Annotated in this window: 16 protein-coding genes; 9 read left to right on the top strand and 7 right to left on the bottom strand. The window is 56.1% G+C overall.

The features are described 5' to 3' along the window. Nucleotides 1–11: 11 nt before the first annotated feature. The 3 genes from HMPREF0733_RS06100 (at nt 12) to HMPREF0733_RS06110 (ending at nt 4676) form a co-directional block, all read left to right on the top strand. Nucleotides 12–815 carry a copper chaperone PCu(A)C gene (locus HMPREF0733_RS06100; protein WP_013398500.1) on the top strand — a complete coding sequence of 268 codons (804 nt, stop codon included), beginning with the start codon at nt 12–14 and terminating at the stop codon, nt 813–815. 170 nt (nt 816–985) lie between these two features. Beyond that, nucleotides 986–2443: a Dyp-type peroxidase gene (locus HMPREF0733_RS06105; RefSeq protein ID WP_013398501.1), complete on the top strand. Its 1458-nt coding sequence runs from the start codon at nt 986–988 to the stop codon at nt 2441–2443. A 64-nt stretch (nt 2444–2507) separates the two neighbouring features. Further along, nucleotides 2508–4676, top strand: coding sequence for a bifunctional copper resistance protein CopD/cytochrome c oxidase assembly protein (locus tag HMPREF0733_RS06110; protein ID WP_013398502.1), 2169 nt, complete (start codon nt 2508–2510; stop codon nt 4674–4676). A 227-nt stretch (nt 4677–4903) separates the two neighbouring features. On the opposite strand, the gene HMPREF0733_RS06115 is transcribed toward HMPREF0733_RS06110, so the two are convergent. Then, nucleotides 4904–5587, bottom strand: a complete 684-nt coding sequence (locus HMPREF0733_RS06115; protein WP_004005982.1) for a TetR/AcrR family transcriptional regulator — start codon at nt 5585–5587, stop codon at nt 4904–4906. A 411-nt stretch (nt 5588–5998) separates the two neighbouring features. Here HMPREF0733_RS06115 and HMPREF0733_RS06120 point away from each other — a divergent pair, with 411 nt between their 5' ends. Both HMPREF0733_RS06120 and HMPREF0733_RS06125 read left to right on the top strand, forming a co-directional pair. Beyond that, nucleotides 5999–7237 carry an alpha-hydroxy acid oxidase gene (locus HMPREF0733_RS06120; RefSeq protein WP_013398503.1) on the top strand — a complete coding sequence of 413 codons (1239 nt, stop codon included), beginning with the start codon at nt 5999–6001 and terminating at the stop codon, nt 7235–7237. A gap of 293 nt (nt 7238–7530) precedes the next feature. Next, nucleotides 7531–9534: an NHL domain-containing thioredoxin family protein gene (locus tag HMPREF0733_RS06125; RefSeq protein WP_013398504.1), complete on the top strand. Its 2004-nt coding sequence runs from the start codon at nt 7531–7533 to the stop codon at nt 9532–9534. Between the two features lie 16 nt (nt 9535–9550). Here HMPREF0733_RS06125 and HMPREF0733_RS06130 read toward each other — a convergent pair whose 3' ends face one another. Then, entirely contained in the window at nt 9551–10531 is a 981-nt protein-coding gene (locus HMPREF0733_RS06130; protein WP_013398505.1) for a zinc ribbon domain-containing protein, read from the bottom strand. Between the two features lie 132 nt (nt 10532–10663). Here HMPREF0733_RS06130 and HMPREF0733_RS06135 point away from each other — a divergent pair, with 132 nt between their 5' ends. Further along, nucleotides 10664–11365: a hypothetical protein gene (locus HMPREF0733_RS06135; RefSeq protein ID WP_013398506.1), complete on the top strand. Its 702-nt coding sequence runs from the start codon at nt 10664–10666 to the stop codon at nt 11363–11365. 123 nt (nt 11366–11488) lie between these two features. Here HMPREF0733_RS06135 and HMPREF0733_RS06140 read toward each other — a convergent pair whose 3' ends face one another. Together HMPREF0733_RS06140 and HMPREF0733_RS06145 are read right to left on the bottom strand one after the other, a co-directional pair. Beyond that, the gene (locus tag HMPREF0733_RS06140; protein ID WP_013398507.1) at nt 11489–12139 is read right to left on the bottom strand and encodes a class I SAM-dependent methyltransferase; all 651 of its coding nucleotides are present in this window, start codon (nt 12137–12139) and stop codon (nt 11489–11491) included. 122 nt (nt 12140–12261) lie between these two features. Next, complete coding sequence (locus HMPREF0733_RS06145) at nt 12262–13332, bottom strand: TlpA family protein disulfide reductase (RefSeq protein ID WP_013398508.1); 1071 nt, start codon at nt 13330–13332, stop codon at nt 12262–12264. 260 nt (nt 13333–13592) lie between these two features. Here HMPREF0733_RS06145 and HMPREF0733_RS06150 point away from each other — a divergent pair, with 260 nt between their 5' ends. Beyond that, a complete protein-coding gene (locus HMPREF0733_RS06150) occupies nt 13593–14222 on the top strand; it encodes a DUF4097 family beta strand repeat-containing protein (protein ID WP_004005989.1) in 630 nt (209 codons plus the stop codon). Nucleotides 14223–14359: 137 nt separating this feature from the next. On the opposite strand, the gene HMPREF0733_RS06155 is transcribed toward HMPREF0733_RS06150, so the two are convergent. After that, a complete protein-coding gene (locus HMPREF0733_RS06155; protein ID WP_013398509.1) occupies nt 14360–15562 on the bottom strand; it encodes an MFS transporter in 1203 nt (400 codons plus the stop codon). A gap of 174 nt (nt 15563–15736) precedes the next feature. Here HMPREF0733_RS06155 and HMPREF0733_RS06160 point away from each other — a divergent pair, with 174 nt between their 5' ends. Continuing rightward, on the top strand, nt 15737–16345 hold the full coding sequence (locus HMPREF0733_RS06160) for a TetR/AcrR family transcriptional regulator (RefSeq protein ID WP_013398510.1): 609 nt from the start codon (nt 15737–15739) through the stop codon (nt 16343–16345). A gap of 128 nt (nt 16346–16473) precedes the next feature. On the opposite strand, the gene HMPREF0733_RS06165 is transcribed toward HMPREF0733_RS06160, so the two are convergent. Beyond that, a complete protein-coding gene (locus HMPREF0733_RS06165) occupies nt 16474–16962 on the bottom strand; it encodes a chemotaxis protein CheA (RefSeq protein WP_013398511.1) in 489 nt (162 codons plus the stop codon). Between the two features lie 320 nt (nt 16963–17282). Here HMPREF0733_RS06165 and HMPREF0733_RS06170 point away from each other — a divergent pair, with 320 nt between their 5' ends. Continuing rightward, on the top strand, nt 17283–18302 hold the full coding sequence (locus tag HMPREF0733_RS06170) for a zinc-dependent alcohol dehydrogenase (RefSeq protein WP_013398512.1): 1020 nt from the start codon (nt 17283–17285) through the stop codon (nt 18300–18302). 130 nt (nt 18303–18432) lie between these two features. On the opposite strand, the gene HMPREF0733_RS06175 is transcribed toward HMPREF0733_RS06170, so the two are convergent. Next, nucleotides 18433–18918, bottom strand: a complete 486-nt coding sequence (locus HMPREF0733_RS06175; protein ID WP_013398513.1) for a hypothetical protein — start codon at nt 18916–18918, stop codon at nt 18433–18435. Nucleotides 18919–19132: the final 214 nt, after the last annotated feature.

Consider the following 19132-nt stretch of genomic DNA (forward strand, 5'->3'; position numbering starts at 1 on the left):
AGTAAAAGATCATGAAGAAATTTCAGGCTCACCACAAGCTGATGGCTTTGAGCTCCGTAGCTCTCGCTGGGATTCTTACCCTGAACGCTTGTGGCTCTACCAACACGAACTCTGATTCGAGTGCATCCGCAACGAGCTCTTCCAGCGCAGCAGCAAGCGGTTCGGCACAGTCGTCTTCAGGCCCGATCAAGATTGAGAACACCTGGGCTAAGGCAACCGACGGTGGTATGACCGGCGTTTTCGGCAAGATTACCAATACCAGCGATCACGATGTGAAGGTCGTCTCGGCAACCTCGACTGCGACCGATGAAGTGCAGCTGCACACCACGGTCAAGGACTCCAACGGAAGCACCAAGATGCAGCAGGTGCAGGAATTTATGGTGAAAGCGGGGGAGACCCTGGAGCTGAAGCCCGGAGGCAACCACATTATGCTGATGGGTCTGAACTGCTCGCTCTCGGCGGGTGCCAGCACCACGGTAACCCTCAAGACTGAGGACGGCGCAACCCTGGAGTTCAAGCCTGAGGCACGTGACTACTCTGGCGCTAAGGAAGAATACCAGGGCGATGCACAGTCCACCGGCTCGGCTTCGGCGGACGCATCCGCATCGGCCTCAGGTGACTCTCATGACGGCCACGAGCACAGCCACGAGCATGGTCACGGGGATGGCGAGCACTCTGATCATGAGCATAGTCATGGGGATGGTGAACACTCCGATCATGAACATGGTACGCATGAACACGGTGAGCACAGCGACCACGACCATATGAGCGGCGAAGCCTCGGGGAGCGCATCCGCAAAACCGCAGTGTAAGTAGCCGCAGCGTTCGACAACGGGTGTTTTAACACATCCACCGAGCCTATGCAGGATGCGCGGCGCACGAAACCGTAACATTTGGGGGACTGGCACCGCGCATCCTGCCCCACTCAACTGAAGCGCCGATAGCGCGCATGAGAGATAGCCGCAGGCATAGAGGAATGAAATATTATGACGGCGGAGAATGACAAGATGGGTACCCCGCAGCCTCCGCATGAGCCTTCTTCGACGGGGGCCAACGAGCCGCAGGAGGGTACCGCCGGGATGGCTGAAGGATCGGCAGCTGAGGACTCTTTGCGACATCATGACACCCGGTCTGCGGAATCCCCAGGGGTGCGTCGCCGTACCGCGCTCGCCGGTGCTTTCCTGGGGGTGGGTGCCGGTGTTGCCGTTGGGGCTGGCGCGCGCGGCCTGATAGCGCCGGGGCATGAAACGGGTGCGCACGAGACTGTACCCGCGCAGCAGGCGCTGACCACTCAAACCGTAAATTTTTATGGCGATAAGCAGGCTGGGATTATGACCCCGCCACAGGCTCATGCGCGTTTTATTGCCCTTGACCTGAACGATGGGCTGGATGCTTCCGGGGTGCAGCGTCTGTTGAGGATTCTGACCTCCGATGCGGCCGCCCTGACTGCAGGGCAGACTCCGCTGACGGATCAGGAACCTGAGCTTGTGCAGGCTCCCGCACATTTGACTATCACATTCGGGTTCGGCGAAAAGATTTTTGATATTGTGGCACCCGCCAAAAAACCGGCGTGGCTTAAACCTCTCCCAGCGTTCCCGAAGATCGACCAACTGCAGCAGAAGTGGAACGGCGGTGATCTGCTTCTGCAGATTTGCGGGGATAATCCGCTGACGGTCTCGCATGCCCAGCGGATGCTCACCAAAGACACCCGCTCCTTCGGGCGTATCCGCTGGGTGCAAGAGGGCTTTCTGAGCGCCTTCGGTACCGGTCAGGGCACTCCACGTAATCTCTTCGGCCAGGTAGACGGCACCGTGAACCCGGTCGAAGACCCTCACGAGACACCCGGGCGCGGCGGCGGGTCGGCACACGAGATCGTGTGGGGTGAGGGGAACGCTGAGCAGAACTTCCCCCAGGCCTGGGAACCGGGCGGTACCTCCGTGGTGATTAGGCGCATCCACATGAACCTGGATACCTGGGATGAGGTCGATACCCCCGCTCGCGAAGACGCTATCGGGCGTAAGCTCTCTAATGGTGCCCCCTTGACTGGCAATGATGAATTTGATGACCCCGACTTTGATAAGCTCGATAACCTGGGCTTTGAAGTCATCGCCCCGTATGCGCATATCCGCCGGGCGCACGGCACCGAGCTTGAGAAGAAGCCGTGGGAACGTATCCTGCGGCGCGGCTATAACTATGATGAACCGGTCTTCAACGCCTCCGGGTTCTCAGAACACGGGCAGATCAGCGGCGGCATTTCGGATGCGGGGCTGATTTTCGTGGCCTACCAGGCAGACCCGGTGGCGCAGTTTGTGCCTATTCAGAAACGGCTTGAACAACTGGATATGCTTAACACATGGACGGTTCCGGTGGGATCAGCCGTGTTCGCAATTCCTGCCGGGGTACGTGAGGAAGGCGGGTATATCGGCGAAAGCCTCTTCACTTAGCCGCCCAAGATTTACGCGCATACTTAATATGCACCATCGCACGCACCACAGATGAAAAAGAACTATGGCTACTACGTCTTCACAACCGCAGAAAACCGAGGCTGACCCTCAGCGCGCCTCCGTGCGCCCCGGGCTGTCCGCGCCCTGGATTACCGCCTATGTAGGGGTCGGTCTGCTAACTCTGCTGGTCTCGTTAAGGCTAACCCTAGCGAACTCGGCGACCGAGCTTGCCGATGCTGGTGGTTTTGTACGCTGGGCGCTGCCTATTTCCGAGGTTATTCATAATTTCTCGATGGCGACGACCATGGGTGCGCTGATCTTCGCGATGGGCATTATTCCCCGCTATGCAGCCGATGCCGCCGGAACACACCGAGGCAAACGCACCACGAAAAACGCCGTCGATAAAGAGTACAAGCCATTCGCCGACGTGCTGAACCTTGCCGCCGCCTCCGCCGTGCTGTGGACTCTCGCGGCGCTTGCCGTCTTGATTCTTTCCTATGCCGATATTTCGGGGCGACCCATTGGCTCTGGCACCGATTACGCTAGTGAGCTCATCAGTTATATCACCACCTTAGATGCTGGCAAAGAAAAAGGCATGACCGTCGTGGTCGCCGCCGTAGTCGCCACCGCCTGTTTCGGGGTGCGCTCGCTCATGGGACTGTTTTTCATCTTCATGATCTCGCTCGTCGGTATCGCGGATATGGCGCTTTCGGGGCATTCCTCGGGCGGGCAGGACCATATGGGCGCCGTCAACTCCCTGGGGTTGCACCTGCTGGGGGTGAGCATCTGGTGCGGTGGACTGATCGCGCTGGCGTTTATCTCGCGCGGTATTTCGGGTAAGGACGCGGGCACCGGCACCATCGTCGAGGCACACCGCGGCGAACACACGGCGGCATCTCGTCGCGTGCCGATGGCCCAGGCGGTACTGCGCCGCTACTCGCTGCTTGCCCTCATCGGGTTCATTCTCGTGCTGCTCTCGGGTATTACGAACGCCGGGGTGCGCATGTCGTCGTGGCGGGATTTAGGCACCGACTACGGCAAGATTGTGCTGCTTAAACTGGGGTTAACGCTTCTGCTCGGGGTAATCGGGGCAGCGCATCGGCTTTATCTGATTCCCGCGCTCTCTGCTGGTAAGATGAGCGGCACGCGTGCCCTGTGGAGCGCCATCTCTGCTGAGCTCGTGATCATGGGGGCAGCCTCCGGACTGGGGGCTTCGCTCTCACGTACACCGCCGCCGGTTCCGGAAACTCTCGCGCCGGATGCCACGCCGGTGCGCATTATCACCTGGTACGATATGCCGCCCGAACCGCATTTTCAGCGTTGGTTCACCGAGTGGCGCTGGGACTGGTTCTGGGTTGCTGTGCTGGGGTATCTGGCGATTGTATATCTGTGGGCGTTCGTGAAAGTACGTCGTGCGGGTGACTCTTGGCCCGTGATGCGCGCTGTCTCCTGGATGTTAGGGCTGCTCGTGCTGAACTACATCACCTCCGGTCCACCCGCTGTATATTCGCGTGTGCTGTTTTCGGTGCATATGTTTGAGCATATGGTGCTCACGATGGTCGTGCCGATTCTGCTCGTATTGGGCGCGCCCGTAACGCTGCTGCTTAAGGCGCTGGAACCCCGCCAAGACGGTACGCGAGGTCCTCGTGAGTGGATTGTGCGCATCGTGCATTCGGGGTGGTCGAAAGTTGTTACACACCCCATTTTTGCCGCCATAAACTTTGCGGGATCGATTATTATCGTCTATTTCACGCCGCTTTTCGGGGTGATGCTGCGGTATCATATCGGGCACGAATTCATGATGATTCACTTTACGCTCACGGGCTATATCTTCATGCTGGTGCTTATCGGCATTGACCCGATTCCGCACCGCCCCGAGTACCCGATGCGTCTGATTATGCTGATCGCAACCCTGGGGTACCACGCCTTCGTCGGCATCTCGATCATGAACTCCAAGGCGCTCCTGGAAGCTTCTTGGTTCGGCAATCTGGGGCGCACTTGGGGTTTGTCGGCGCTGGACGACCAGAAGATGGGCGGCGCGCTCATGTGGGGTATCGGTGAAATCCCGACCATGATCGTGGCGATCGCGGTGGGTTTCCAATGGTCTATGGCAGATAAGAAACTTGCCGCACGCATTGACCGGCAGGCCGACCGTGATGGGGATGCCGAACTGAATGCCTACAACGAGATGTTTGAGCGCCTGCATGAAGAGGATGCGCGCCACGGCTCCTAAAGGACTTTCATTCATTCGCTCTTCCAAGCCCCTCGCGAACGCGGTCAAGCTACCTTCGTAGTTAAGCTTTGCCACCGGTGACCGCGTGTGGTGTACCCGCAGCAAAGCCTTTGAATCCAGCCGTTACCGAACGAACATACTTATGGTTTAAAAATAAAGGGCGTAGGGGATCCCCAGAGGGGTGCCCCTACGCCACATAAGACGGTATAGGCAGATGAAGCGGTTCGTTATGACTTGAGCGAGTATTCGATGCCGTCGAGCAGAATGGTCATTTTATGCCGCAGCCACTCTAAGGGATCCGAGGTCACCGAATCCCGCAGAATAGTCCGAATCTCTTGACGCTCGGCGGAAGCACCTGGGTCTTGGAAAGACTGCAGGTCGGTTGAGGTGCGCTGCATCTGGTGCTGAATTTCTTCACGTCCAGCGCCGGTTTCAGCAATAAACGCATCGCTGTGTTCAACGCTTCGTCTGCTGTCGATAACCATATCCAGCAGCATATCGCAGGTGAGAACGGCCTTCTTTGCCGAAAAACCTTGTTTGATGAGAATTACACAAAGCTCTTCGAAAAAGTATGTAGCAATGGGGGGAACGATGCCGCGTGCCACTTCGGTTGCCGCGCCCGGGTATTTCTCAAGGCTGTGCCAGGTATTGAGGGCGTGTGCAGTCAGAACCTCACGCCAGGGACCTTCAAAGGAAGGAACCTCAATACCGGAATAGGCATATTCGAGCCCCATACGTACCAGTTCGTCGCGGTCCGGTGCATAGCGGTATAGGGTGGTTTCCCCTACCCCTAGACGGTCACGAACGGCGGCAAACGTGAGATTGGCAAAGCCTACGTCTAAAACGGTTTTGGCAATCTGCTCACGGGTTAGGCTTGGGGGACGTCCACGGCGGGCTTTGGGTTGGGTCATGGTTGGTTTCCTTGCACGGTGATTGCATATTCATATCTGATAATAGGTCTTTACGAGGCGGAATAAAAATAGCAGTTTGCCCCGGTATCTCAGGGTGAGACAAGAATGAAAATTCTTGTCACCTGATCAAAAAGTCACAGATGTACTTGCCTCACAGCGTCGCAAGAGCAAGGTTTGCGGGTCCTTCCCCCGAAAAACCGCCTCAAAAACGGTGTGTAGCACTCAGCGCTGGTTAATAAGTCAAGCCTTGCCTTATTTATTAGTATGGGTTAGCTTAAGATTACGGGCATTGTGTGGTCCGACCATAACTGTGAATGAACACACACCATACTTTTGCGTTATATCGCGGTATATGACGCTTTGAACCTCGTATAGCAACGAAGCGGCAACCCCGCAGAAAGAAGGCGCCCCATGGTACAACGTCAGTTCCCCAAGCCCAGCGAACTCAAAGAATTTATGACGTTCAAGAAGCCCAGCCTGGACTTCGCCGGGAACCGCCTCGAAAAAGCCCTCACCATCTATGACCTGCGCAAGATTGCCAAACGCCGCACCCCAGCTGCCGCTTTTGACTATACCGATGGCGCTGCCGAAGGCGAGTTCTCCATGAACCGCGCACGCCAAGCCTTCGAGGATATCGAGTTTCACCCCGGCGTGCTCACTGATGTTTCGACCGTAGACACCACTACCGAGGTTCTAGGCGGTACCTCCGCCATGCCTTTCGGTATCGCTCCCACCGGCTTCACCCGCCTCATGCAGACCGAGGGTGAGATTGCTGGCGCCGGTGCAGCAGGTGCCGCGGGCATCCCCTTCACCCTGTCTACTCTGGGTACCACCAGCATTGAGGATGTGCGCGCCGCAGACCCCGATGGCCGCCTCTGGTTCCAGCTGTATGTCATGCGCGAGCGCGAAATCTCCTACGGGTTGGTAGAACGCGCCGCCAAAGCAGGATTCGATACGCTCTTCTTCACCGTGGATACACCCGTTGCTGGCTCTCGTTTGCGTGATAAGCGCAACGGTTTTTCCATTCCTCCGCACCTGACGATGAAGACCCTGCTGAACGCGATTCCGCGCCCCTGGTGGTGGTTCGACTTCCTGACCACACCCAAGCTGGAATTCGCCTCGCTTTCTTCGACCGGCGGCACCGTGGGCGAGCTTCTGGATAATGCGATGGATCCCTCCATCAACTATGAGGATCTGAAGATTATCCGCGAAATGTGGCCCGGTAAGATCGTGATTAAGGGCGTGCAGAACCTCGAAGATTCTAAGAAGCTCGCCGATCTGGGCGTGGACGGTATTCTGCTCTCGAACCACGGCGGTCGTCAGCTGGACCGTGCGCCCGTACCCTTCCACCTGCTCCCAAAGGTTGTGCGCGAGGTCGGTAACGACGTTGAGGTGATGGTCGATACCGGCATTATGAACGGTGCCGATATTGTCGCCTCTATGGCTCTGGGTGCAAAGTTCACCCTGATCGGGCGCGCCTACCTGTACGGGCTTATGGCCGGTGGTCGCCGCGGTGTGGACCGTACCATCGAGATCCTTTCCGACGAGGTACGCCGCACCATGAAGCTGCTCCAGGTGCACAACATTGCCGAACTTGAGCCTAAGCACGTAACGCAGCTGCGCCGCCTGCAGCCGATCCCAAAGGCGTAAGCTCTAAACCTGCATAACCTCCCTTTCGCTAGGGGATGATAAAAGGCTCTTGAGGTGAATACGACGGAGTTTCTAACGCTTCGTTCACCTCAAGGGCTTTTTAGTGTGTGCATGGGGTAAAACCTAGGGTGATGTCTTCGCTTCTATGACAGAATATGACGGCGTATTGCGGGGCGAGTTCATAAACTTTTGTCGCCCGGTGAACACGCCCGCACCGCTGGCATAATAGGGTGGAAACGAGCGCACCCTGTTACTAAGCGGGGTCTGGGCGCGAAACCACAGGGGAGAGAATCGTGAGCGAAACCAGCAACCAGTATTCCGGGCAAGATCATACCGGGCAGAAAACCGTGCGCGTGCGCGCCAGCGAACTAACCGGACGATCCTGGCTCAACACCGGCGAGAAGAGCCTAGACCTGCAGACTCTTCGCGGCAAAATCGTGATTCTCGATTTCTGGACCCTGTGCTGCATTAACTGCCTGCACGTGCTCGACGAGCTGCGCCCCCTCGAAGAAGAATTCTCGGATGTGCTCGTCACCGTGGGCGTGCACAGCCCCAAATTTGAGCATGAGGCAGACCCGGTAGCGCTTGCCGCAGCCGTAGACCGCTACGACATCAAACACCCCGTACTCGACGACCCTGAACTCACCACCTGGCAGGCCTACACCGCCCGCGCTTGGCCCACACTCGTGGTCATCGACCCCGAAGGATATATTGTGGCGCATCTATCCGGGGAGGGGCACGTGCAGGGGCTTACCTCACTCGTGCGTGAGCTCGTTGCCGAACACGAAGCAAAAGGTACCCTGCATCGAGGCGACGGTCCCTATGTGCCCCGGCCCAAAACCGAGGGAACATTCGCTTTCCCGGGGAAAGCTATCGAACTTCCCACAGAGTTCGGGCCCAAAAACCTGTTTGGCACCGGCGCACGCACCTACCTGGTGTCCGATACCGCTAGGCACCGCATCCTGCAGGTTGCCGAGGACCTCAACACGGTACTGGCAACCTACGGCGGGGGAGAGGACGGCGAAAAAGGCTACGCTGATGGGACCGGAACCACTGCACGCTTTAACGAACCGCAAGGGCTTGCCCTGGTACCCGCCGAACTTCGTGAAAAACTCGGGTACGATGTACTGATCACCGACACCGTGAATCACCGGCTGCGCTCGCTGAACCTGCGCACGGGCGAGGTTCGTACCCTTGCGGGCAACGGCGTGCAGCGCGTGATTGATGGAGACAACGCCGTCACGGGCAACGCGAACCATATCCCCGCGGATGCGCCCGCCACCGCTGTAGCCCTCTCATCCCCGTGGGATGCGGTCTACTCGCGTGCAGCCGGGCAGTTTGTGATCGCGATGGCTGGTACCCACCAACTCTTCGGCTACGACCCCGTCTCTGAAACCGTCAGTATTTTTGCGGGCGCCGGGGTTGAAGGGCTGCAGGACGGTACCGCCGAGGACGCATGGTTTGCCCAGCCCTCCGGCATTATCGAGGCGCGTGACGGCAGCCTGTGGGTCGTCTGCTCGGAAACCAGCGGGCTGCGCCACGTAACCTTTACGCGGGATGATCACGGACGCCAGAGCGTACAGGTGACCTCTGCTGTAGGGCTGGGTCTGTTCGATTTCGGGTTTGTGGACGGTGACTCGCAGACATCCCGCATGCAGCATCCGCTGGGGCTCGCGGAGCTTCCCGACGGCTCTATTGCGGTGGCAGACACCTATAACGGTGCGATTCGCCGCTGGGATCCTGCCGCGAAGGAACTGAGCACCTTGCAGCGTGGACTCGCCGAACCTGCCGACCTCCTGGTGGAGCATATTCCGGGTGAGGATCCCCGCCTGATAATTGTGGAAACCAATGCGCATCAGTTGGTGCGTGCCGCCATTCCGGCGCAGGCGCAGAAAGTGGACGAAGGGGCGATTACAACCGCCCGGCCCGCCACGAAGCTTACCGGCGGAACCCTCGAATTTACCTCGCGGTTTACCGTGCCGACCGGGCAGAAACTCGATACCCGCTGGGGAGACCCGACCCAGCTGAAAATCTCATCCACCCCCGAAAATTTCCTGCTGGACGGTGCCGGTACCTCCCAGGGACTCAGTCGTACCCTCGTGCTCAACCCCGAAATTCAGGAGGCGGTGCTGCACATTACCGCCCGCGCCGCTGCCTGCGACGGCACCCCCGACGGCGATATTCCCGAGCACGCCGCATGCCACCTATACCAGCAGGACTGGGGTATTCCGGTCATCGTCACCGGTAATGCCGCGGATGAGAGCGAACTCGTGCTGGATTTGCGAGGGATTAACTAAGCCAGGGTAAAAGCTTTCAGAAGCTTACGTGCACCGCCGTGCCGTTGCTGACGTTCACTGTCGGTTTGATGGTAAACGGAACTTCCTTCTCAAAGGGCTGTCGCTCGCCCGTGTACAGGTCAAGCTGCGTGAAGGATACCTTGACCTTGCCCTGCGCCTGGTCAGCGTTCCATTCGCCATTCGCGGTGACCGTCACGTGTGGATGCGGATACTCCGTGACCGACCAGGTCACCTCGCCATCCACACGCCCGGGGAAAGTGTACTCGAAGGGGCAGCCGCTCGGGTAGAGAGTCTTTTGCTCGGTGCAGGAATTTACGTAATTCTCCACCTGATGCTGTACGGATTCCCGGGCCTGATCGCTCGCCTTCAAATCGAGCGTAACCTGCGAATTTGCGTCCGCTGAGAGTACCTTTTGCGAGTACGGCTGCGCGGTATACACCGTCGAATCATAAGAAATGGAATAGTTTCCGGGGTAGAGCACCGGGAACGTCGCCTCACCGTCATCAACCGCAACCTTGCGGGTGTTCACGGTCGCCGCCTGTACGCCCTTAATAGAAACCTTCAGCTCGGGCAGCTCGCCGGGTTCAATCTCCCACCGCGGGAAAAGACCCCAGTGATCGCCCACATGACGCAGTCTGAAATCGGTGTGTTCCTGGGCGCCGTCCAAGGTGTAGGAGGCTCGCACCGTCGCATGCTCGCCGTCACCGCTGCTTTCCACTACCTCATAGGTAATATTAGACAGCCCCGAAACCGACTTCTTCAGAACCTCACCATCGAGAAGAGAACCGTCACCCTCAGGTACCCGCGCCCCCAAAATACCGAGCGCATGCGAACCATTACCGTCCTGCAGCGCTCTAAAATACTCCTGAACTTGACCCGTGGGGGTGTACACCAGCCGATTCAGAGCAAAGAGCGCACCAAAAGCAAGGGTTACCGACACGAAAACGCCGATAACCCAGGTAGCTAGAACCCGTTCCACGGGAGAAAATTTGTGCATGATTACAGCGTACCGCACCGCGCGGGCGCACCTGACACCGGGCAGATTTATGTACCCGCACGAACCCTCAGGTTTGACACTGCGGGGCGAAAATCTTAGCGTCGGGCAGGTGCGCCCGCTAAAGTGGTGTGTATGGCAGAACGCGCACACGAAATTCCCGCCAAATATGGCGATGTTCTAGAACTCTTCCACCCCCGCATGCGATCCTACGGCAGGCGCATCGAGGCGGCGCTCCCGGGAACCATCACCCTCGTCGCCGCGATCGCATTCTTAGCGTATAAACGCCCCGCCCTGCCGTACCTGGTGCTGGTGCTTATCATCTGTTTTTTCGCGGGTCTAAGCCTGTATTCGGTGCTTAAACCCACGATCGTGGCAATCACCAAAACCCATGTGCTTCGCGCCCGAATCTTTGGCTGGCATGCGGTAGAACGCAAAGACATGGACCACACGGTCTTCGTCGAAAAGCTCTACGGCAAGAAAGCACACGGCCAAGACCTCAGCAACGTTGTAGCCAAGCTCAAGTACCGCAGCTTCCCGAGCATGTGGGCGCTGGATAAGCAGGGAAAGTCTCTTCTTCGCCTCGACGGTCGCGTGTGGGATGCCAAGACTATGTCTACGGTGGCCTCGAAACTTTCCGACCAGACCACGGTCTATAAAAAAGCGAACGTTCTCGATATTGACCGGCTGCATCACGGTCTGATTACCTTCACCGAACTGCACCCTGGCTGGAAATCCGCCACTATGGCGATTCTCGCAGTACTTATCGTGGCTATATTGGGCGGCGCCGCAATCCTGCCCGAAGACATGGCACGTTCAATCCACCTGATCCCCTAGAGGCTACGATTCCCGCGTTCTGTACGGGGCGGAGAGAGAAAAATGCGGTGGTGCGCATCCTGCACAAAACCAGGATGCGCGCCACCGCTTTTATCGGCCATAAAGCGTGCCGCCTAGCGCCGTCTACCGCGAAAGAACCGCCACAATAAACTCGGACCCCTCGGCAAACGGACGCAAATCCCAGGAACTAAACGTCGAATCGACATTCAGGCCGACCTCGCGCGCATCCTCAAGGAACTGAGCAAACGCATAGTCACGACCGGGACCGGAACCATACCCAATTACGGCACGCCCACCCGGAGCCAGCACCTTCCGAAAATTCTCTAACACCGGCTTACGGGTTGAACGCGCAAGAAAACCCATCACATTCCCGGCACACACGATCAGTTCAAAACCATCCTCACCGGCATCGGACTCGAACCCGAGAGCCTGCGGCAAATCTACCAAATCAGCCGTAACCCAGGTGGCCTCCGGGCATACGCGGCGCGCCTCATCAATAAGCTCAGGGTCAATATCAACGCCGGTCACCCGATGCCCCAGCGCATGCAGCTGCTTACCCACGCGGCCCGGGCCGGAACCAGCATCCAGAATCTTCGCCCCGCGCGAGGCCAAAGCATTCACCAGGCGAGACTCACCCGCCATATCCTTACCCTCAGCCTCCATAGCCTTAAAACGGTCGATATACCATTGCGAATGTGCCGGATCGTTCTCTTTCTTGATGAGCCAGAGCGACTTTTCGCGCTCGCCGGGGGCGTTAAAACTCAATGCTGACACCGTATTCTCCTCGGTGGTAGATGAATAGATAGCGTGTGTGCAAACGTAGGGGTATCGTACCGCATACGGGTAAGAACGCGCCTCATGGAACGTCACATGCGGTTATGGATTGAAAACCGCTCTTAGGAAATTTGCCCAGTGGTATTCTGCTCGCTGTGTTCATCCGAGCTTTCGGCGCCGGTGAATTCCTCAATCAACTGGTCCATAACATCGGATACATCGGATGCGCCCCGCACCGGCCCGCCTGCCAACAGGCCGTCAGAACCCAGCACTACCGCCAGCGGGGTGCCTCGGCCGAAAGCGTGCATAGCCGCAAATTTTGGGTCTATCAGCGGAGTAATGCTCTCGGGCACAGACGCTGTCTTTGCGTTGCTCACACTGCTGAAAACAGGATGCAGCTCAAGCTGCGGCAGTTTTTGCGCCCAGCCCGCCAGCTTGTCGAAAATCGACAGGCAAGCGCCGCATGTGGGGGAGACGAAGAACAGCACCCGCGCCTTGAGCTCGGCGAGCTCGCGGATCGAAAAATTCTTGCCGTCGAGCGTATGCAGGGTTGCGTACGGAATGGGCATGCGCACGTATTCTTCGCCGTCGCCGCGATCCTCATAGACGGGAAGCAGAAGATGGTTATCGTCGCTTTCGCCGAAATCTGGCTCAGCCAATGCCTCGCCGCGCTGTACCGCCCACATGGTGAGGGCGATCAGGGCGGCGCCGAGCACCCAGCCCCAATCAGCAGAGTTGAGGTTGTACAGCTCGTAGATAAGTGCTCGACCTGAGCCCAAAGACGCGGCAAAAACCGTAGCTGCGGCTACGGTCAACGCGATATTGCGGATGAGCGTATAGCGGCTCACGGGTGCGGCAGATTTTGAACCGAAACAATTGCACCCCGCAGTGCGGCCTGTGGCAAGCGCCCGCGCAATAACGATCAGGTAGAACAACATGAGCATCAGAGAGATGCCCGATACTGCGGTGAAGAGAATGCCCGGCGCTGCGAGCATCCCTAATGCCAGAAGCAGTTCGGCCCAGGGGAGTGTGCGCGCGGTGAGCTTCAGCGGAGCAATTTTTTCAAGCCCCAGGTTGAGAATACCCGTGACAGTGCTGGAAGGGTCCTTAGCCTTGGCGAACCCGCTCACCGCCAGGGTGATGGCGATCAGCGCCGTACAGAGAAGAAAAGATACATTCGGAAAAGCAGACATGATTCCTTGAAAATTTGAGTGAGTTTGTGTCTACCACAGATTTTACGCCTGGTGAGGGTCTGCACGGCGGATATGGGGGCGCATCCGGCGGCATAAATTTTGGGAAGGGAAGCACGTTCTATCGTGTTCGGAGTCGGAATAATACCGGGGTAGAATAGCTCATGAAGGTGTTAGGTGACTGGCAGAGTCAGTGCCGGATGCCCAGGCCGTGCGCCGGGTCGCGCCTTCGTCACCGTGATAAAAAATAGGGAGTTAAGTGTATGCCTATCGCGTTGCCTGAGCCCGTGTCTTTAGCTGTTGAAGCACTCGACCTTGAGGTCGCTATTACCGCAGCAGAAACCCAGGATGCGACTGCAGAGTTACCGCATGAAGAACTTTTTGACGTAAGCACCGAAGATGGTGTGATCCAGATTGTTCAGCGGGAACGCTACTGGAAATCCAAGTTTGCCAAGCGCACCTCGTTTTTATCCTTTGGGGGACCTAAGATCGTTATCAGCCTTCCACACGATTCTTTTCTTGACGTTCTGCGGGTTCAGACAAACTCAACATGCCGCCTAGAGGGGGTGCGCACCACGCACGCAGATTTGGCGGCGACTACGGGCACTATTCGCTGTTTGAACGCATCGTTTACGCATGCGAAGGTGACCGCGAAATCTTCGTCCGTGAAGATGGTAGACAGTACGGTTGCTGAGGATGCGACTCTCACGGTCACGGGCGGCTCGGTGACGACGACCGGAACTTTTACTGAAATGCCGGGGTACCGTATCGAGGATGTTTCGGGCAAGGTGCAGATTTTGGATCAGCCGTGCGAACCGGGCGACTCACACAATGCAAAGGGGCAGCCCAGCGTGTTTATCAACTGCATCGGCGGGTCCGTGACTCTGGCGTAGGCGCTGTACGCTTCTTTGCCGGATCTCTTTCTGATCGCATAAAAAGGCTCTTTAGTCCACTAAAGCGGGTTTTCCGCCGTTTTGTAGGAATAAAGAGCCTTTTTAGCATGCTGGGGAAGCCCTTAAAGACACCGTATTTACATGGCGGAGCGACGCATTTCATAGAGGTGGGTTATCCAGAGAAGGCAAATCGCTGCACATGCCAAAAAGGCCCCAAGCAACGGTAGAATGCCGAGCCCGAATCCTAAGGAAAGCGCCACCGAACCGAGCCATGCCCCTGCCGCATTAGCCATTTGGAACCCGGCAATATTGACCGTTGTGGCAAGGTTTGGTGCACTACTAGCCGCACCAATGAGTTTCGAGGCAAGGGGCGGAATAATGGAGAAACCTGCGGCTCCTACGACGAACATCCACGGGCCTGCGAACCAGGCATGATTGCCCATAAAGAATAAGGCAAGTAGCGCTAGGGCAAGAGAGCTGAGAGCGATATATAGTGTTGCGTTCATATTCCGGTCTGCACAATGCCCGCCGAGCATATTCCCCAGAATCGACCCCACACCAAAGACGAAGAGCAACACAGTAACGGCACCGGAATCAAAGCCGGAATACTGTTCCAGATACGGCGAAATATAGGTAAACAGGACGAAGAGACCGGCTTGACTGAGCATTGTGAGAGCTAATGCTTTTAGTACCTCGCCCCGACCAAAAACCTTCACTTCAGATGCGATACTGCTGCCTGGGCGTTTGGGTGCGCGACGAGTCGTGAGCACCAATGCAACGACTACTAGTGCTTGGAAAATTGCAATAATAACGAACGAAGAACGCCAGCCGAAGTGGTTTCCCGCCAGGGTGCCCAACGGTACCCCAAGAACGGTTGCAAGATTGAGTCCGAGCGTAATCCTTGAGATCATGCGCCCTTGAAAATCGGGCTCAACCAGAGTGGTTGCGAGGATGAGGCATACGGCGAAAAAGGTTGCATGCGGCAGTGCGGTTAATATCCTGGCAACAACAAGGACAGGAAAAACCGGGGCTACGGCGGTGAGAATATTACCCACAATAAAGAGGATCATAAGTCCGACAATGAGCGGGGTCCTGGCAACACGTGAGGTGATAACGGTCAGAAAAGGTCCGCCCACAACGACTGTCAGCGCATACACCGTGATAAGAAGCCCAGCGTTTGCTTCCGTAACCGCCATATCCCGGGAGATTCGCGGCAGTACACCCGCAACCAGGTACTCGATAGTTCCCACACCGAATACCCCGAGGAGCATCCACAACGTGGCAAGGCCAATGTTGATGGGTGCTTTTGTGGGTGTTGATGATTCAAGAGGTGAACTCATAGTTTTCCTGCTCGACATTGTGGTAGAACATGCATCGTGTACATATGTTGTGTTGTCGAGGTTACCTCATTCATGGAACGATCACAACAGGAATGACAGTGTAACGGTACGCCTAACGAGAATAAACTTGTATCGGTGCGCCTTTACAACACATGATGACGGGGGAGGTCTCTAATGGTTGGAGTACGTGGCCAAGGCAGGAAATTTGATACCCAAGATGCGTTGCGCCAAGCTATGAACGTTTTTTGGCGCAACGGTTATGAGGGCACATCTATTGCGGAGCTTACCGCTGCTATGGGCATTACCTCGTCAAGCCTTTATGCAGCTTTCCAAGGCAAGAAGCACCTCTTTGACAAGGTGGTTGAATACTATCTGGCTCATCAGGGGCGTTTTGTGGGTATTGCTTTTGATGAAGAATCTAATACTCTTCCGTTGGTTCGACGACTATTGTTTGAGGCGGCTGAGGCGTATTCAGATCAGGGTGGGCCTGGAGGATGTCTGATCGTGAGTGCGGCAACCTGCGTGACAGACGCTAACCGGGACGTTGAGAAAAAGCTAGAGAGCCACCGCAGGGCAAATATTGAACGACTTGAAAACGTTATACATGTTGATATGCAACGGGGTGCTGTTTCGCCGGATGTTGATGCCACATCTTTAGCTGAGTTTGTGGGAACCGTCTTGCAGGGTATGGCATTGCGCGGTAAAGATGGAGCCTCGGCTCGTAGTCTGCGGGCAACCGCTGAGATGGCGTACTCCCAGGTTGAGAAAGTTGTTTTGCCATAGGTTTATGTATGCATAAAAGCCGGTGGGCGGGTATTACCCATCTTGGTATAAGTGGGTAATACCCGCCCACCAGGCGCACTATAACCTCTCTGAGAGGGACGTCTCAGAAAGTGTTAATCAGTCGGAGGTTAACCGACGTACTGGTTGATTTCGTTCTGGAGGGCCATGATGGTCTGGGAGGGACCGTCGAGACGATCATCTGGGGAGATTCCATAGTGCTGTTGAAGAGTTCGAATAGTCTTACCATTCATCGTTGAAGTGGCTCCAGAGCCACGACGGAGCTTTAACCAGGTTTGCATTGCCAAAATAGTGGGTGACCCATGGTAATCTTCTACCCATTCCCATCCGCCCACAATTCCTGGACAACGAGCAGCTTCACGAGCGGGTTGTGAACTAATCACTCCATCAACGACAAGACCAGCACCCCTGACAGCATTCATGAACCGCTGTAGCCCTGCGCTGGTTTCTTCGCCCCACCAGCCGTCGGCGGAGATGGCGTTGGCGGAGGTTGCAGTCACGAGGGTGGAGCCGAAGGCGAGCACGCCTGCGGCGGGAACTCCTATGGCACCTGCTTTGAGCAGCTTGCGGCGGGAAAAGCTAGTGCTTTCGAGGGACATAAAAATATCCTTTCATCGGTGATGCAGGTTATTCCTGCATTTTCACTGTAAAAGGATTCATCTACAAATATCAATCCTAAATTTATTCTTCTATAAAGTTAAATAAAAACTTTTTAAACTTTTTCTGGGTATATTCATGAGCAAAATATTATTATATACGAATAAAATTTTTAAGCATTTTAAAGAATTGTAGAATATGTTTATTTAATGAATGATGTACGAAAAATAAAATATTATGCCCCAGTGGTGTTATGGTCCTTGAACTCGTCTATTGCGGATAGATAGTCTAAAGAGACCGTATTAGAACGCAGGGAGAGATAATGATGAAAGCCAGTATTATCACCGGAATCCGAAGCGCCGAAATGCGCGAGATCGAAGATGCGCAGCCCCAACAACCCGATGAAGCTCTCATTCGAGTTGCCTATGTGGGCATCTGTGGAACCGACCTTGAACTGTACGACGGCACCTCAAACTACCTGCGGCGCGGTCTGACCGAGTATCCGCATCATTATGGACATGAGTGGGTAGGTGTGATCGAAACCCCGCCGCAGACCGCTCATGACAGTCGATTAAAACCCGGTGCCGTAGTCACCGGAAGCACCATGATTCCCTGCCTGACCTGCGATTTCTGCCAGCGCGGGCGGCGTAACCTCTGCACGAACCTGCGCGAAGTCGGTCTCTATGAGCATGGTGGCGCGGCGACACAAAAGCTTGTAATGCCAGCGCACGTGTTGACCGTTATTGACGACGGTTCGGGTGCAGAGCCGCATCCCGAATATATTCTGATCGAGCCCCTCGTGACGGTTTTGGAGGGTCTAGCGAAAGCCGTCCCAGAACCCGGCAATAGGGTGCTTGTGCTGGGCGGTGGCACGATCGGCACCCTCGCGGCGCTGGTGCTGGAGCAGTACCCCATTGAGGTTGCGGTTGTTGATCCCTCGCAGCCCGTGCACCTTGCCGAGCTTGGGATTCAAGCCTATAAGACCGTGGATGGACTTCCTGCCGGAGATTGGGATGCCGTATGGGAATGTTCCGGATCTGCGGCGGCACTGCAAGCTACACCGTCCCTGCTGAGGAATGGGGGCGCGGCGGTGTTGATTGGCTTCCCGCCTGCGCAGACCGGCCTTGATGCTTCAGAGCTTGCCCTGCGGGGGCAGTATCTGGTGGGCGTCCGTCACGGCATCGACCACTATGCGGCTGCCGCGCAGTTCGTGCGGGAGCACCGGGACGAGCTGGGCACACTCATCGATCGCAGTTACAGCCTCGACGATGCGCAGGCCGCCTTCGAGCGATTGGAAGCAGGGGAGCGGGAACACCCCAAGGTTATGCTGAGTATCGATTAGAATAATTTCCTCATTTTGCGGGCTAAAAGGCTCTTTATTCCACTAAAACATGAAAATCCGCTTTAGTGGAATAAAGAGCCTTTTTGGGTACTGAACCTGACAGCCGATGCCTGGTACGGCTAGAGATCGGTTAGCCGACGTACTGGTTGATTTCGTTTTGTAGAGCCATGATGGTCTGGGACGGACCGTCGAGCGAGCCATCTACGGAGACACCATAGTGCTTCTGAAGCGCAGCAATGTCAGTCGGAGAAAACTTGCCGTCTGTAGCTTTGTTACCCAGCCATTTATGCATGCAGGTTATAGTGGGTGAACCCGTGGCCTGGTAGTAGGGAACCCATTCCCAACCACCGACGATTCCGGGGCACCAGGTCTGCATAACTGCATCCTGACCACTGATGACCCCATCAACCTCAAGGCTGGTTCCCGTGACAGCAATCATAAACCGTTGGAAACCTGCAGTCGTTTCTTCGCCCCACCAGCCGTCGGCGGAGATGGCGTTTGCGGAGGTTGCAGTCACGAGGGTGGAGCCGAAGGCGAGTACGCCTGCTGCGGGAACTCCTATGGCGCCTGCCTTGAGCAGCTTACGGCGAGAAAGATTGGTGTTTTCGAGTGACATAATGCATCCTTTCGTCTGCACTGCGGATAATTCCTGCACTCTCACCCTAAAATTAATTATCGAAGGATTGCAACCATAGTTTTATTCCAATAAAGCATGCATGAAAGATATATATAATTTATTCAATATTGTTATATATTTAAAATATTCTTGATGGTAAATAAAATAGATTTGCTGATTATTCACTATCAAGATCCTTTTAGTAATATAAAAT

The organism is Rothia dentocariosa ATCC 17931 (assembly GCF_000164695.2).
GTDB classification, from domain to species: Bacteria; Actinomycetota; Actinomycetes; order Actinomycetales; family Micrococcaceae; genus Rothia; species Rothia dentocariosa.

What these genes read in the sequence shown, in the direction of transcription:
- HMPREF0733_RS06160 (WP_013398510.1), top strand. Translation starts at nt 15,737, where the DNA reads ATGGTTGGAGTACGTGGCCAAGGCAGGAAATTTGATACCCAAGATGCG.
- HMPREF0733_RS06175 (WP_013398513.1), bottom strand. Translation starts at nt 18,918, where the DNA reads ATGTCACTCGAAAACACCAATCTTTCTCGCCGTAAGCTGCTCAAGGCA.
- HMPREF0733_RS06155 (WP_013398509.1), bottom strand. Translation starts at nt 15,562, where the DNA reads ATGAGTTCACCTCTTGAATCATCAACACCCACAAAAGCACCCATCAAC.
- HMPREF0733_RS06120 (WP_013398503.1), top strand. Translation starts at nt 5,999, where the DNA reads ATGGTACAACGTCAGTTCCCCAAGCCCAGCGAACTCAAAGAATTTATG.
- HMPREF0733_RS06150 (WP_004005989.1), top strand. Translation starts at nt 13,593, where the DNA reads ATGCCTATCGCGTTGCCTGAGCCCGTGTCTTTAGCTGTTGAAGCACTC.
- HMPREF0733_RS06100 (WP_013398500.1), top strand. Translation starts at nt 12, where the DNA reads ATGAAGAAATTTCAGGCTCACCACAAGCTGATGGCTTTGAGCTCCGTA.
- HMPREF0733_RS06165 (WP_013398511.1), bottom strand. Translation starts at nt 16,962, where the DNA reads ATGTCCCTCGAAAGCACTAGCTTTTCCCGCCGCAAGCTGCTCAAAGCA.
- HMPREF0733_RS06145 (WP_013398508.1), bottom strand. Translation starts at nt 13,332, where the DNA reads ATGTCTGCTTTTCCGAATGTATCTTTTCTTCTCTGTACGGCGCTGATC.
- HMPREF0733_RS06170 (WP_013398512.1), top strand. Translation starts at nt 17,283, where the DNA reads ATGATGAAAGCCAGTATTATCACCGGAATCCGAAGCGCCGAAATGCGC.
- HMPREF0733_RS06110 (WP_013398502.1), top strand. Translation starts at nt 2,508, where the DNA reads ATGGCTACTACGTCTTCACAACCGCAGAAAACCGAGGCTGACCCTCAG.
- HMPREF0733_RS06115 (WP_004005982.1), bottom strand. Translation starts at nt 5,587, where the DNA reads ATGACCCAACCCAAAGCCCGCCGTGGACGTCCCCCAAGCCTAACCCGT.
- HMPREF0733_RS06130 (WP_013398505.1), bottom strand. Translation starts at nt 10,531, where the DNA reads ATGCACAAATTTTCTCCCGTGGAACGGGTTCTAGCTACCTGGGTTATC.
- HMPREF0733_RS06135 (WP_013398506.1), top strand. Translation starts at nt 10,664, where the DNA reads ATGGCAGAACGCGCACACGAAATTCCCGCCAAATATGGCGATGTTCTA.
- HMPREF0733_RS06105 (WP_013398501.1), top strand. Translation starts at nt 986, where the DNA reads ATGACGGCGGAGAATGACAAGATGGGTACCCCGCAGCCTCCGCATGAG.